Here is a 14,410-nt window from a genome sequence, read left to right on the forward strand (position 1 = left end):
ACCCGCAGCCGTATTTCGTCGTACCGATGCGATTCGCCCGCCGTAATTGGCGGGCGCGGATTGAAACCGCTAAAGAGGCGCGTCAAATGTCGTTTGATGCTGGATTCGCCCGCCGTAATTGGCGGGCGCGGATTGAAACCATACCTCACCTCACATCACAACAAAGAAATACGGATTCGCCCGCTGTAATTGGCGGGCGCGGATTGGAACGATGAACTGCGCTCAGTAAATCACCTGCGCCGAGTCGATCTCGTTGGTTCGCAGGGATAAGGTCACGCTGCCGCCGGATTTGCGAATCTTGATCTTGACGATCCCTTCCGCGACTGCTTCCAACTGCCCTTTGAAGGTGGCGCCGGTGGCGGTTTTCAGCTTGGCGATTTTACCGACGTGTTGACCAAGTTCGCCGACTGGAGTCGGGTGGTAGCTCTTCTGGATCATGACGACCTGTTCGGCAGGGGCCGGCGCGGCTTCCTCCACCAATTTTTCCGGTTGCGGTTCGGCCCCCAGGGCGCGGGCAATCTTGGCGCTGTCCCAGCTTGCGGACAAATCGGCGACCGCCTCGCCATTGACCTGCATTTTCAGACCCAGCAGTTTGATGACGTCTTCGGCGGTGTAATGCTGAAGCTCGGTGGGGTCGATGGGCGCGGGAGGCGTGGCGGTGAGCGTGATCCGCCCGCCATCGACAAGAAATTTCCGGTAGGCCGCAACCAGTCCCGGACCTGGATTGATGCCGTTGGCGCCCAGGCGTTCGACCAGCAACCGCACATGGTTGGCGAGGTAGTCGTCGATGGTTTTGCCGGCCTTGGCGGCGCAGTAGTTGTTTCTGCGCTGGTTGAAACCGTCATCCTGGATCGTGACGTTCAGGCTGGCCAGTCTGGGTTTGGTTTGGGCGGCCAATTCCGTGATGGAGCGTACGGAACCGGGGATGGCGAAGCCGATGTCCATGTTCAGCGTCGCCCAATCCCGAGTGTTGCTGTCTACCCGAACCGCCAATACGTTGCGAGCGGCATCGAGGTGGTAACCAATTTCGACGTTGCCGATGAAATGATCGTAACCCATCTCCTGCCACTCGGTGCCGCCAAGATGCGCGACCTGCCCGCACCCCAGAGCATCCAGATCTTCAAGCGGGCCACTTTGTTGGGAAGACGGCGGCGACGCGCCGAGAATGCCGCCGTGCAAGGGAAGCTCGAATTCGCGTACGGAGAGCGACAACGCGCCGGGTAGTTCTGCTTGGCTCAGTTGCCAACGGGTTTTCAGTAGGGCCAGAATGTTGGGGGCATGCATCCGAATGGCGCCGATGGTGATCACATCGTTCACCATGTTGGGCGAGATCCGTAGCCGCGTGACTCCCAGCGATCCGGCCGGCGAGACTTCGATGCCACCGTAACTGATTTCGGCGAATGGCTTGGCCATCATCACGAATTGATCGACGTGCTGTTTGGTGTCGTACCACAGGTAACCGCCCACACCGCCGGCGATCAGGATCAGGACGATGAGGAGGGCGACCACGATTTTCATCAGCTTGCGCATGACGGATACCTTGCGGGTTGCGGGTTGCGGGATGTTGGTGGCGCGGCGGCCATGGTTCGATGGTCAAATGATACCCCGCCGCCGACCAGCTTGCTGGACGGCATGAGGATGGTTTGTTCGATTCGGACCATTTGTTAAGCTTGCGAGCGCACCGCCGGCGCGTTGGCCGGAGTTGCCGCCGCCACCCCTATCAAAGAGGCTGTCCATGAATTTCGCGCAGATCGCTCTACAGATTCCGACTCTTCTGCTGCCCCGAGTGGAGACAGACCTCACTCGCTGGGCGGTGGTCGCTTGCGACCAGTACACCTCGCAGCCGGATTACTGGGCACGGGTCGAGGCGCTGGTGGGGGAGGCGCCCTCCACGTTGCGGCTGATCCTGCCTGAGGTGTATCTCGGCGCCGCCGACGAGGCCGCGCGGATTCAAACCATTCAGGACACCATGCGTCGCTATCTGGCCGATGGGGTACTGGCGCCGCAACCGCCGGGTCTGGTGTTGGTGGAGCGGGAGACGGCGCGTGGCCGAACCCGCCGGGGACTGATCGCGGCCCTGGATTTGGAGCATTACGATTTCAATCCTGGCGCCAAGACGCTGATTCGTCCGACCGAGGGCACCATCCTGGAGCGCTTGCCGCCGCGAGTGCGAGTGCGGGAGCGCGCGCCGCTGGAGTTGCCGCATGTCATGGTGCTGATCGATGACCCGCAACACCTGGTTCTCGATCCGCTGTTCCTCGAACCGCTGGAGCCTCTGTACGACGTTCCGCTGATGCTGAACAGTGGCCGGGTACGTGGCTGGCGCTTGGGGCATCCGCTGCTGGTGCAGTGGGTGGTCGAGCAACTCGCGCGGTTGGCCGATCCGACGCTGTTCGCCGAGCGTTACGGCGTGACCGACGAACCGGTTCTGCTGTACGCCATGGGTGACGGCAACCACTCCTTCGCCACCGCCAAGCAGATCTGGGAGAACCTCAAACGCACCGCGCCCGATCCGGCGGCGATCATGAACCATCCCGCCCGCCATGCCCTGGTCGAATTGGTCAACCTGCACGACGAGGGTCTTGAGTTCGAGGCGATCCATCGAGTGGCGTTCGCGGTGGATGCCGAACGGCTGCTGGCAGCGCTGGCGACGTTTTGCCAGACGCAAGGTTCGTCGCTGACGGTGCTCGAAAGCCCGAGCTGGGCCGCCGCGCGGCAGCGCGCGGCGGAGGTGGGGCAGCCCGACCGCCATGCGATTGGTTTTGTGGCGGGGGAGCGTTACGGCGTGCTGGCGATCGAACGGTCGTCTCTGACCCTACCGGTCGCCACCTTGCAAGCGTTCCTGGATCGCTATCTGGCGGACCAGCCCGGCACTCGGCTGGATTACATCCATGGCGAGGACACTTTGGAGCAACTCGGCGCCCAGCCCGGCAACATCGGCTTCCATCTGCCGGCGCTGGCCAAGGACGACTTTTTCCGCACCATCATCCGCGATGGTGCCCTGCCGCGTAAAACCTTCTCGATGGGCGAGGCCGACGAGAAGCGCTTCTATCTGGAGTGCCGGCGAATCGTACCCTGATGGATCGAAGAACGAGGATGGGGGACAGGCTTGGACAGTTGAAGACTGGCATCCTGTGCCCTGCCGCATAAGCTGATGCTTGGTTGACGAGGAGTTTGCAATGTCCAAGGCCCCGGACTTGAATTGGGTTCGCAACATCGGCATCGCCGCGCATGTGGACGCCGGCAAGACCACGCTGACCGAGCGGATGCTGTACTACGCCGGCGCCTCTCACAAGATCGGCGAGGTCCACGAAGGCGCGGCCCACATGGATTACATGGCCGAAGAGCAGGAGCACGGCATCACCATCACCGCCGCCGTGACCCGCTTGCCGTGGCGGGATCACCTGATCCAGTTGATCGATACGCCGGGCCATGTGGATTTCACCATCGAAGTCGAGCGCTCGATGCGGGTTCTGGACGGTTGCGTGATCGTCCTGGACGGGGTGCGCGGCGTGGAACCGCAGACCGAAACCGTCTGGCGTCAGCGCACTCGTTTTCTCCTGCCGACCCTGTTTTTCGTCAACAAGCTGGATCGGCCCGGCGCCGACTTCGGCCGCGCCTTGGCGACGGTGCATGAGCGCTTGGGCGTGGAAGCGGTGGCGGTGACGGTGCCGTTGCCCGACCACGATGGCACGGTCGTCCATTTGCTTGACCGCACCCGGTTGCGCTTCAGTGGCGAGCGTGGTGAGCAGGTGGAGAGCGAAGCCTGCGACCCGGCGACTTGGGAGTGGGCGCAACCTTGGCGGGAAAGCCTGCTGCTGGCGGCGGCGGAGATGGACGAAGCGCTGGCCGAGCAAGTATTGACCGAGCAGGAACCGGAACCGGCGGCGGTGTGGGCGGCGCTGCGTCAGGCCACGCTGGCCGGCAGGATCTGCCCCTGTTTCGCCGGCAGCGCCCTGCGCAATCAAGGTGTGCAGCCGTTGCTGGATGGGGTGGTGCGGCTGTTGCCGGCTCCGCCCGAGCGGCCTCCAAGCCTGGCGCATCGCGCCGATGGCGGCGAGGAGTGGGTGGCGATGGACCCAACCGGTCCGCTGGCGGCGCTGGCGTTCAAGGTGCAAATGTGGGAAGGCCGCCGCCATGTATTCGCCCGGTTGTATCGAGGAATCTTGAAGGCCGGTGACGAGGTGGCGATTCCCGGCCCGGACGGCGCGGTGCGTCAGGAACGGGTGGCGCGGCTGTTCGAGGTGGACGCCAACCACAAGGCGCGGCTGGATCAGGTGAGCGCTGGGCAGATCGTGCTGTTGGCCGGGCTGCGTTGGGCGACCACCGGCGATACCCTGTGCGCGCCGGAGCACCCGCTATGGTTGGAGCGCATCGAGACCCGAGAGCCGGTGCTGGGGTTGGCGATCGAGCCCCAGTCCAGTGCCGATGAAGAGAAATTGCTGGAGGCGCTGGACAAATTGCAGCAGGAAGATCCGACCCTGCGGGTCGAAGAGGACAAGGAGACCGGCCAGCGCGTGCTGCGTGGCATGGGCGAGCTGCACTTGCAGATTGCCGGCGAACGGCTGCGACGGGAGTTTAACGTCAACATCCGGGTCGGCCATCCCGATGTGGTGCTGCGCGAGACGGTCACCCAGGCGGCCGAGGCCGATAATCTGTTTCATCGGGTGATCGAACAGCCCGATGGCAAGAAACTGGAAATGAAGGCATGGGCGCGAGTGGCGGTGGAACCGTTGCCGCGCGGGGCCGGCACCACCATCGGTGCCGAACCGCGATTGCGGCCGGAAGGGGTGGACTTGAATCCGGCCCAGCGGGAAGCCATTACTGGTGCCGTCGAGGACGTGCTGGCCAACGGCCCAAGCACCGGCTCGCCCTTACGAGATCTGGCGGTGCGGGTGCTGGAAGTAGAGCTGTTTGGTGCCTTGTCCAGCCCGCAGGCGTTGCGGGTGGCGGTGGCGGAAGCGACCCGCAAGGCGTTGACGCGGGCTGGTGGGCTGATCTTGCGGCCGATCATGGCTACCGAGGTGGTGGTGCCCGAAAGCGACGTCGGCGCGGTGCTGGGCGATTTGCAGTCCCGTCGGGCGGCGATCCGGGATACCACCAGCTTGGGCGAAGTGACGGCGATCCACTGCGATTGCGCCCTGGACCGGCTGCTCGGTTACATCACCGATCTGCGCGGCATGACCCACGGCCGAGGTCAGTTCACCATGCGCTTCGACCGTTTCGACGTCGGTTGAGCCAGCTTGGCGTAGCAAGAGACTCCGCAGCACCGGTTGACCATCAATCGAACTTTCCCTGGTCGAGTTGTTCCAGCAGCAGCGGCGTGACGTCGTCGAAACGGACGATCCGCCGGCCCCGATGATCACGCAGGAAATCCTTGGCCTCTTCTTCGCTGCCGAGCGGCACCAGTTCGTGGCCCATCGGGCCGAGCATGTCGGAACCGATCACGTACCAGGCGGCGCGGGCGTCAATCCGACTCAGACCGTAGTACTCGGTCACGCCGATGCGGGTGATGTCGTCCCGATTGTGACCGGGCGCGTATTTCGGCAGGTTCAGCAGGTACTTGAACAGATCCTTGGCACCGTCGAAGTGGTGGGCGTGACCGTCCTGGTACACCACCGTCGCTACCCAGTCGGGATAAAGGCTGACGAACATGCCGCAGACCGGGCAGGTGTCCTTGGGACCGGGCGCGGGCAGTTGCAAAGATTCGGCCCAGACCGACGACAGACTGAAGATCAGCAGCCATGCCGCCAGCCTGTGAATTACACCTCTCGTTCCAAGGCGAAGGGAGCGCTTCACTGCCCAGTTCCGGCCTGTCCGGCGTGCTGCCGCCGTTCCGCCCGCTTTTTGCGGATCATCGCGGTATCGCTGGCCATGCTCAGATAGGCAGCGCGCAAGGCGGCGTCGAAATTGCCCAGCTCTCCACCCTGCGCGGCCTTGGCCGCTTCCGCCGCCGGTCGGGAGCTGAAGGCGACCTTACTCTGTTTGGTCATGACCCCCGGCAGCTTCGAGCCGACCAGATAGATCGCCTTGTCGACATCCACCAGCGGTTTCGGCTCAGCAGTGGCGCCGTAGTCAGCGGCGTAGATGGCCTTGGGTCCCCGATCCATGTTCAGTGCCAGGCTGAGTGCGGTGCAGTGCAGCGAACAGGTGGCGTCCACCAGATCGTCCTGGTAATGAACCAGATGACGGCTGTAATGGAACTTGCGCCGATCCATGCCGCAATAGGGGCATTTGGGATATTTGCCCAGTTCGTTTTCCAGCGGATTGGGGTCCGGCTGGGTCTTGGGCGCGAATTGCAGGGGCGTGCCGTCGTCCGCGCATTGGGTGGCATGTGCCACCGGGCTTAGAGCGGCGGTACTCGCCACGGCACCCGCTGCGGCGAGAAGGCGCAGAACCTGACGGCGTTCAGTGTGGATGGGATCGCTCATGGATTACAGGACTCCATTTGTGGTTTTAAGAACGGCATTCTAAGACAGGGCAGCACGAAGCGCTTTGAGAATGCTCATAGCAGGGTGGCGATCGCTCGTTCGAACACCTCTGGCGTGGATTCACCGACGATCCGGGCGCGGATGACGCCCTGCCGGTCGACGATGAAGGTCATCGGTAGACCCATGACCCGATAGTCGCGGGTCACCGCGCCTTGCGGATCCAGCAGCACCTCGTAGGAAATGTCGAGTCCCTGGACGAAGGGCCGCACCGTTTCCAGCGGTTGCAGCACGTTGACGGCGAGAATGGCTAGTCCCCGGTCGCGGTACTGGCGGTAAACCGGTTCCAGCGCCTGCATTTCGGCGTGGCAATACGGGCACCAGTCGGCCCAGAAGCGGATGGCGACCACTTGGCCGCGATACTGTTCGGGGAAATGGACGGCGGGACCGTCTAGCCGCTCCAGGGTGAAGGCGGGGGCGGGAGAATCGGTTTTGGCGGCGGTGACGTTTTGCTCGCAGCCGGTCAGCAGGACCGACAGGAGTAGAAAAGGGAGTATTCGCAATGGATTCATGATCGTTCGGTTATCCCAGCAAAATCAAATTCGACCGTAGTATCAGCCACGTCGCCAGTCCGTAGAACACCCCGAATCCCGTCAGCGCCAGTCCGGTCAGGTGCCGCATTTCGCCTGGAATCGTCGCTTGCAGACTGACGATTCGGTGGAACGGAGCGATGATGCCGGCGCCCATACCGGCGGCGGTGGCGGCGAACAGCGGCAGATACAGCGCATAGCCGACGTAATCGTAACCCGCTTTCAACAGACAGAATGGGCAGTGATGATTAGGATTTTCGTACACGTACAGCGACAGGAAGGCGACGATGCCGGCAATGGTGACAGTGAAGGCCAGCAAATTGGTGGCGGCGAACAATGGTCCCAGTTGGGGCCAGCGCCGAAACGCCAACTCCATGACCAGCAATAGCCCTGACATCGCATAAAACAGCACCAGTGCCGGGCGCGCTGGGAGACCGGCCAATTCAGCCGCCACGCCCTGGCCCGTCGCGCTGAACAGCGAACCGCAGCAGGAGGTGATCACCTCCGGTTCCAGTCCCAGGAAAAAGCGGGTTTGCACCGCTCCTTCCAGCAGCGCCAGCGGCGCCAGCGCTAGCAACAACCCGTACTTCACTCGCACCAGCGGATAATCGTAGCCCCGATTGTCCACCCGATTGAGTAGTAGCCACAGCGCCGCCAGGAAAAACAGGGCGATCTTCAGCAGCAGGGTCGGGAAACCGAAAGGATTGACGTTCAGCACGCCGGTGGCGCACATCGCGCCGACGAACTGGCCGGACAGGCTTTCGGCGGTCTGCGCGAACAGCAGCAGCGACAGCAATTCCGCGCCCAGGGCAAAGCCGAGCAAGGTGGAAATCAGATAGGTCCGTCGTTCCAGCCTCAGCTGTAATTCGCTGCCGCTGTGGATGTTCCAGTGGCGTAGGATCTTCCAGGCGAAGCCGGCGGCCAGCAGCACCGTGCCGGCGACACTCAGGGCGATAAGTTGCAGGGCGACGATGGCGGGGGTGATCAGCATCGCGAGTCCCCAACCATGCGCCCGTCGTGCAGTTCGATGATTCGGTCCACCTGAACCGCCTCGAACACCAAGGGATCGTGGCTGCTGATCAGCACGGTTCGCCCTTGCGTTGCCAGTTCGCCCAGCAGCGCCAGCACCTCCCGCGACAAGGCGCTATCGAGGTTGGCGGTTGGTTCGTCGGCGATCAGCACCGCCGGATCGTTGATCAGGGCGCGGGCCAGCGCGGTGCGTTGCGCCTCGCCACCGGACAGCCATTCGACCCGGCTGTCCGCCTTCGCGCCCAGCCCGAAACGATCCAACAACGCCCGCGCGCCATCCCGCAATTCGCGATGCGGTTTACCCAGCGGATAGGCCGGCAGCATGACGTTGTCCAGTACCGTCAACCCCCGAATCAGATTGAACTGCTGGAACACGAAGCCGAAGGTGTGCCGCCGCACCTCGGTCAGAAACCGCTCCGGCAGGTTGGACAACAGCCGGCCGTCGAGCGTGATCCGCCCGGCGGTGGGTCGCGCCAGACAACCGATCAAGGTCAACAGCGTGGTTTTGCCGGACCCGCTTGGCCCCTTGAATACGGTAATGCCGCCGCGTTCCAAGCGCAGACTGACTTCGCGCAGCGCCCGGCATTCGTTGGGCTGACCCTGGTTGAATACCTTGCTGACTTCGTGCAATGCGATCATCCGCGCATCGCCGCGTCGGGGTCGATGATCGCCGCCCGCCAACCGGGAATCAGGGTGGCGACGATATAGGGCAGCACGGTGACCGCCAGCAGGACGAGGATCTGTTGTAAATCGACCGCCGGCGTCAATCGGAAGTCGGGATACAGCACCGCCCAACCCTTGAGTACCGGCGCGAACAGCCGCGCGCCGCCGTGGAACACCTGCCACCAGGCCAGCAGATAGCCGACCAGAAACGCGGTCAGCGATAGCAGCGTGCCTTCCCATAATTTCATGCGCAGGATGTCGCCGGTTTCCCAGCCGATGGCCTTGAGGATGCCGATTTCCCGTTTTTCCTCGGCGCTCAGCCCGGCGGCCTTGTCCCAGGCCAGGATCAGAAAGGCCAGCAGCAGCGAACCCAGCGCGACGAACACCATTCCCTCGCGCCAGTGGAACACGGCGTCGTAGGTGCGCAGGATTTCCGCGCGCAAAATCGGCCGGCTGGCGGGTAGGGCGAGCGCGATCTTGCCGGCCACGGTGCTCGCCTCGCGCGGGTTGCGCACCGTCAGCACGGCGTCGGTGTAGACCTCCGGCGGCAATTGGAACAGTTGGCGAAAGCCGGTTTCGGACAGCAGTAGCAGGTCGGCGCCCAGCAGCTCCGAGGCGGAATCCAGCACGCCGACGATGTGCAGCGACAGCGGCCGGCCGTCGGCGGCACGCAGGCTGAGATAGTCGCCGACGCCGATCTGGCGGATTCGGGCCAGCGCCGCGCCGACGACGATTTCATCCGCCGCCAGTCCGCGTTCCGGCGCGACCATCAACGTGTAATTGGCCTTGATCGCCGGATCGTAGTAGTAACCCCACAGCCGACCTCTCGCGGAACTGACCCCGCGAATTCGCCGCAAGGTATCCAGCCAGGCCGCCGGCAACGGATCGTGGCGGCCGGCAATCAACTTTTGTACGACCACCTCGGGGGCGTCTTGCAGCAGCAGCGTCGCTTCCCGCCGCAATCCTTGACTGAGCAGCAGCACCGAGGCGAACAAAAAACACCAGTAGGGTATAAACCAGCAGCAGGCCGAGGTTACGGGTTTTACGTCGCAGCAGGGCGGCTAGGGTGTAGTCGATCAGGTATTTTTGCCGTTCGAGCAAGGCGCGCATGGCGGAATCGGCAGCGGTGGGGAATAGAAGCGGTGACGTAGCGTGACAATCGCATTAACCGGCCTCGACCGGCATTGACAATTCTCAGAAAGGAAGATGTTGTTTTCACTTCGGCTCGGCATCTCGCTACCCTGTGCAAGTATCTCCACATTCTATAATGCCTACACTAGCCAGGGTGATTTTCGAGTGAGCTACCCGCTGGTTTGAGTACTCGTGGGGATACGGACGAAATATAGGACTGATCTCAAATGGGTATTGAGCGGTGGCAGATCGGAGTCTGGACAAGGCTGGGCGCGATTCTGTTTGGTTTGATGATCGTGTTAGGCGGTTGCTCGAAACTGGAACCGATCGAGATCGGCTTCGTGGGCGGTACCTCCGGGCGGGTTGCCGATCTCGGCATCGCTGGGCGCAACGGCGCCTTGCTTGCCGTGGAGTTGCGCAACCAGGCCGGTGGCGTGGCGGGACACAAGGTGGAACTGATCATGAGGAACGACGAGCAGAACCCGGAAGTGGCCGAGCGGGTGACGCGGGAACTGATCGATCGGGGTGTTGCCGCCATCGTCGGACCAATGACCAGCGTTATTGCGGCGCGCATGGTGCCTATCGCCAACGAGGCTGGGATGCTCCTTATGAGCCCGACCGTTGCGACCGACGACCTCTCTCACCAGGACGATTACTTCTTTCGCGTAAGTTCCTCCGCCCGGGAATATGCAACCAAGGTGGCCATTTACCAGAGGCACTTGCGGCGCGTGGCGGCGGCTTACGATCTGAGCAACCAATCATATACGATAAGCTGGCTCCATGGGTTTCGCGATACCTTGACCAAAAATGGCGGCGCGGTCATTCAGGTGCTTGGTTTCAAATCGGCGGGCGACACTCCGTTTTTGCCCATCGCCCGCGATTTGCTCGCGACCCAGCCAGATGAGGTGCTGATCGTCGCCAATGCGGTGGACACGGCGCTGTTGTGCCAGCAAATCCGCAAGCTCAATGCCCATGTGCCCATCGTGATCGCCGAATGGGGGGCGACCGAACAGTTGATCGAGCTGGGCGGCAAGGCGGTGGAGGGCGTGATCATGACGCAATTTTTTGATCGCAACAGCATCGTGCCACGTTATCGGGCATTTCGTCAGCGCTATCGAGATCGTTTCGATCAGGAGCCCGGTTTCGCGGGTACAGCAGGGTTCGATGCCGCCAATGTGGTTATGGACGCGCTCGCCCAGCGCCGGTCCGGGCAGAGCCTCAAGGAGGTTGTTCAGGCGGTGCGCCGGTTCGAGGGGGTCCAGCATCTTGTGTATTTCGATGAGTACGGCGACACGAAACGCGAAACGTTTATCTCCGTCGTGCGCGGCGGTCGGTTCGTCAGGGTCGAGTGAAGTTTGTGCGGAGGCAATCTCTCCGGTGGTGGTTGACGCTGCGGTTCGTGTGGGTGGCTGCATTGCCCTTGACTGTGGTCGCCATGTTGGTGTGGCTGTGGTTGGTGCCCCTCATCCGTGCCGACTTCGAAACGCGCCACCAAGCGCTGGCCCGGGCCGTGGCCGGTCAGATTGAGACCTACCTGTTCGGTGTCCAGCGCCAGCTCGACGCGGTCGCCGGACTATGGCGTGGCTTGGGCTATCGCCCCACCCCCTACTGGTTTGCGCTGCTCGACGCGCATGTCGGCACAGGCGAGGTGTTCGAGGCGATCTACATGTTCAATTCAGCCGATAGGGTGCATTCCGTGGGTTTACCCGAGACTCAGCGGGGTCGGCGCGAGGATTTGATCGGGCTGGATCTATCCCAGCGCGATTTTTTGCGCCGGACGCGCACGCTGGGTGAACGGGTTTGGTCCGAGGTTTTTCTGTCGGTCGTAACGGGACGTTTGGCGGTGGCGCTGGCGGTTCCGGTCAACAATCAGGGGGTCGTCGGTGAGATCGCCATCGAGCCGCTTGCCGCCTTCTTGAACGGCTTGCCCGGCCAATCGGACCTGCTTGCATTGATTCTCGACCATCGCGGCCAGGTTATCGCTCATTCCGGGCGTGCCTTCGGTGGCCAGCAACTCAACTTGAGTCACCTACCCATCGTCCGCGAGGCATTGCATGGCCAGTTCTCGACCCAGGGTTTCGAATTCGAGGGCGAGGCGTTGCTTGGAACCGTGGTCGGAGTTCCACGGGTCGATTGGATCGTTCTGATCGCCCAGCCGCAACGCGAGATATTTCAGCAGGTCGCGACCATACTGTCGGTGATGGTCGTTGGTGTGGGGGGGGCGCTACTACTGGCGATTTTGGCCGGATCGGTGCTGGCCCGCGCTTGTTCGAAGCGCTTCGCCGATTACGTTGAGCAAACCGGCGCGATTGCCAGAGGTGACTACGACCGTCCGTGGCCAACCTCCCGCATCGTGGAATTCGCCGATTTGGCGAACGGTCTTCAGCGTATGTCGGATGCCATTCACCAGCGCGAACAAGCGATTCTCGCCAGCGAAGCACGGTTTCGCGACCTGTCGGCCATGGCGTCGGACTGGTTCTGGGAGCAGGACGAGCAATTTCGATTCACCTATTTTTCCACGGGCGACGCGACGCACTGTCTGGAGCAGTCCGGCATCGTTCTCCCCGCATTGTTGGGTAAGACCCGCTGGGAAATACCCATCGACATGACGGCCGAACAGTGGGCGGAGCACCGGTCCATGCTGGAAGCTCACCAACCGTTTCGGGACTTCGAGTACCGACGGTACCTGAACGACGATGCCGAACACTGGTTCAGCATCAACGGTCAACCGCGGTTCGATGCCGCCGGCCGGTTTGTCGGCTATCGCGGTACCGGCCGCGACATCACCGAGCGCAAGCGGGCGGAAGCGCACCAGCGGTTGGCGGAGGCGGTGTTCGAGGCGGCCCAGGACGCCATTCTGGTACTCGATTCCGAAGGAAGAATCGTTGCCGTCAACCCGACCTTCACCACGATTACCGGCTATACCGAAGCGGAGGTGCGGGGGCAAACCCCACACCTGCTGTGGGCCGACAGCCAGCCGGAGGCCTATTTTGCAACCCTGTGGCAGACCGTTTTACACGAGGGAGCATGGCAGGGTGAGTTCTGGAGCCGATGCAAGGACGGCGAACACCGTGCGATGTTGGCCAGCCTGGGGGCGGTGCGGGACACGGCCGGTCGAGTGACCCACTACGTAGGCATTGCCACCGATATCACCACCTCGAAGGTTGCCGAGAAGCGCATTGAGCGTCTGGCCTTTTTCGACACGCTGACCGATCTGCCCAATCGGGCACTGCTGGCACAGCGAGCCGAACTGGCGCTGGCGCTGGCCAAGCGGCATCACGATACCTTGGCGGTGCTATTTCTCGATCTGGACCGCTTCAAGGAAGTCAACGATTCGCTCGGTCACGCCGAGGGCGACGATCTGCTGATCCAGGTCGCTGAGCGCCTTAAGGCGCTTACCCGGACCGAGGATACGGTCTGTCGGCTGGGGGGTGACGAATTTGTACTGCTGTTGCCCGAGGTCAACCAGGAGAGGACATTGCGGGTGGCTGGTAAGATCCTGGCGGCGTTTTGCCAGCCGTTCACCGTGGCCAGCCACTCCTTGCAGGTCACCGTTTCCATCGGTATCGCTCTCTACCCGCACGACGGCATCGACTTCGCCGAACTGATGAGAAACGCCGACACTGCCCTGTACCGAGCCAAGCAGGACGGGCGCAACACCCGCGTGCTCTACGATCAGGCAATGAACGCCGCGCTCGTCGAGCGACTGATACTGGAGACGGATCTGCGCGGCGCCATCGCCGCTGGCCACCTGCGCGCCTATTTCCAACCCAAGGTGCGGTTGGGCGACCAAGCCTTGGTCGGGGCCGAGGCCCTGATGCGCTGGTTCCACCCCGAGCGCGGCCTGATCCCACCGGACCAGTTTATCCCGGTGGCGGAGGCCAGCGATCTCATCATCACGCTCGGTGACTGGATGCTGGCCGAGGTCTGCCGGCAACTGGCTGCTTGGCGCGGAGAGGGCTGGCCGCCGTTGGTCGTCGCGGTCAACCTGGCCGCCCGCCATTTCCGCCAGCCGGGTCTCGTCGAGCGGATTTGCGGTTTGCTGGAGGCCCATGGTCTGCCGCCACATGTCCTGGAACTGGAGCTGACCGAATCCACCTTGCTGGAGCTTGGGGCGCAGACCGAGGATACGCTGCGGTCCCTGAAGCAATTGGGGGTTGGGCTGGCCATCGACGACTTTGGCACCGGCTACTCCAGCCTGAGCTACCTCAAGCGCTTGCCGCTGACCGCCCTGAAGATTGATCGGGGCTTCGTGCGCGACCTGGCCATCGATCCTGACGACCGTGCCTTGGTTGCCACCATCGTCGCCATCGGTCATCAGATGAATATGGTGGTGGTGGCCGAAGGAGTGGAGACCGAGGATCAACGCCATTTCCTGCTGGAACAGGGCTGCGATCTGGCCCAAGGCTATCTCTTCGGCCGCCCCATGCCCGTTGAGGAGTTGGTCAACTGGTTGGCGAGCGCGTCTTACGAGCTTGACCCAGGTGCGTGCTCGGCTTGACTGGTGTGTGAAGCGACCGGTGCGAAAGGGCATTATTTTTAGTTGCCCTGTCGTTCGGCGACAAACCG

12 protein-coding genes are annotated in these 14,410 nt (G+C 62.7%); 5 read left to right on the forward strand and 7 right to left on the reverse strand.

Annotated features, from left to right (window positions below; all coding sequences use genetic code 11):
* A partial coding sequence (locus E4P82_RS23515; protein WP_420887063.1) for a hypothetical protein occupies window positions 1-215 on the forward strand: 215 nt, incomplete at its 5' end.
* A 7-nt stretch (window positions 216-222) separates the two neighbouring features.
* Here the strand turns inward: E4P82_RS23515 and E4P82_RS04705 are convergent.
* Complete coding sequence (locus tag E4P82_RS04705) at window positions 223-1,530, reverse strand: hypothetical protein (RefSeq protein ID WP_169247814.1); 1,308 nt, start codon at window positions 1,528-1,530, stop codon at window positions 223-225.
* A gap of 205 nt (window positions 1,531-1,735) precedes the next feature.
* Here E4P82_RS04705 and E4P82_RS04710 point away from each other — a divergent pair, with 205 nt between their 5' ends.
* Window positions 1,736-3,079: a DUF1015 domain-containing protein gene (locus E4P82_RS04710; RefSeq protein ID WP_169247815.1), complete on the forward strand. Its 1,344-nt coding sequence runs from the start codon at window positions 1,736-1,738 to the stop codon at window positions 3,077-3,079.
* A 100-nt stretch (window positions 3,080-3,179) separates the two neighbouring features.
* The gene (locus E4P82_RS04715; RefSeq protein ID WP_169247816.1) at window positions 3,180-5,237 is read left to right on the forward strand and encodes an elongation factor G; all 2,058 of its coding nucleotides are present in this window, start codon (window positions 3,180-3,182) and stop codon (window positions 5,235-5,237) included.
* A gap of 43 nt (window positions 5,238-5,280) precedes the next feature.
* Here E4P82_RS04715 and E4P82_RS04720 read toward each other — a convergent pair whose 3' ends face one another.
* The 6 genes from E4P82_RS04720 to E4P82_RS04745 form a co-directional block, all read right to left on the reverse strand.
* On the reverse strand, window positions 5,281-5,799 hold the full coding sequence (locus tag E4P82_RS04720; protein WP_169247817.1) for a nitrous oxide reductase accessory protein NosL: 519 nt from the start codon (window positions 5,797-5,799) through the stop codon (window positions 5,281-5,283).
* Window positions 5,796-6,431: a nitrous oxide reductase accessory protein NosL gene (locus E4P82_RS04725; protein WP_169247818.1), complete on the reverse strand. Its 636-nt coding sequence runs from the start codon at window positions 6,429-6,431 to the stop codon at window positions 5,796-5,798. Before E4P82_RS04725 ends, E4P82_RS04720 begins: the two co-directional genes overlap by 4 nt.
* Window positions 6,432-6,505: 74 nt before the next feature.
* Window positions 6,506-7,000 carry a TlpA family protein disulfide reductase gene (locus E4P82_RS04730; protein ID WP_169247819.1) on the reverse strand — a complete coding sequence of 165 codons (495 nt, stop codon included), beginning with the start codon at window positions 6,998-7,000 and terminating at the stop codon, window positions 6,506-6,508.
* A 10-nt stretch (window positions 7,001-7,010) separates the two neighbouring features.
* On the reverse strand, window positions 7,011-8,009 hold the full coding sequence (locus E4P82_RS04735; protein ID WP_169247820.1) for a hypothetical protein: 999 nt from the start codon (window positions 8,007-8,009) through the stop codon (window positions 7,011-7,013).
* Complete coding sequence (locus tag E4P82_RS04740) at window positions 8,003-8,686, reverse strand: ABC transporter ATP-binding protein (RefSeq protein WP_169247821.1); 684 nt, start codon at window positions 8,684-8,686, stop codon at window positions 8,003-8,005. Before E4P82_RS04740 ends, E4P82_RS04735 begins: the two co-directional genes overlap by 7 nt.
* Complete coding sequence (locus tag E4P82_RS04745) at window positions 8,683-9,705, reverse strand: ABC transporter permease (protein WP_312914146.1); 1,023 nt, start codon at window positions 9,703-9,705, stop codon at window positions 8,683-8,685. The genes E4P82_RS04740 and E4P82_RS04745 overlap by 4 nt, the downstream gene beginning before the upstream one ends.
* A gap of 363 nt (window positions 9,706-10,068) precedes the next feature.
* Here E4P82_RS04745 and E4P82_RS04750 point away from each other — a divergent pair, with 363 nt between their 5' ends.
* Together E4P82_RS04750 and E4P82_RS04755 are read left to right on the forward strand one after the other, a co-directional pair.
* The gene (locus tag E4P82_RS04750; protein ID WP_169247822.1) at window positions 10,069-11,193 is read left to right on the forward strand and encodes an ABC transporter substrate-binding protein; all 1,125 of its coding nucleotides are present in this window, start codon (window positions 10,069-10,071) and stop codon (window positions 11,191-11,193) included.
* A gap of 53 nt (window positions 11,194-11,246) precedes the next feature.
* Complete coding sequence (locus tag E4P82_RS04755) at window positions 11,247-14,342, forward strand: EAL domain-containing protein (RefSeq protein ID WP_169247823.1); 3,096 nt, start codon at window positions 11,247-11,249, stop codon at window positions 14,340-14,342.
* Window positions 14,343-14,410 lie beyond the last annotated feature (68 nt).

It is taken from the genome of Candidatus Competibacter phosphatis (genome assembly GCF_012939995.1).
In the GTDB taxonomy this organism is placed as follows: Bacteria; Pseudomonadota; Gammaproteobacteria; order Competibacterales; family Competibacteraceae; genus Competibacter; species Competibacter phosphatis.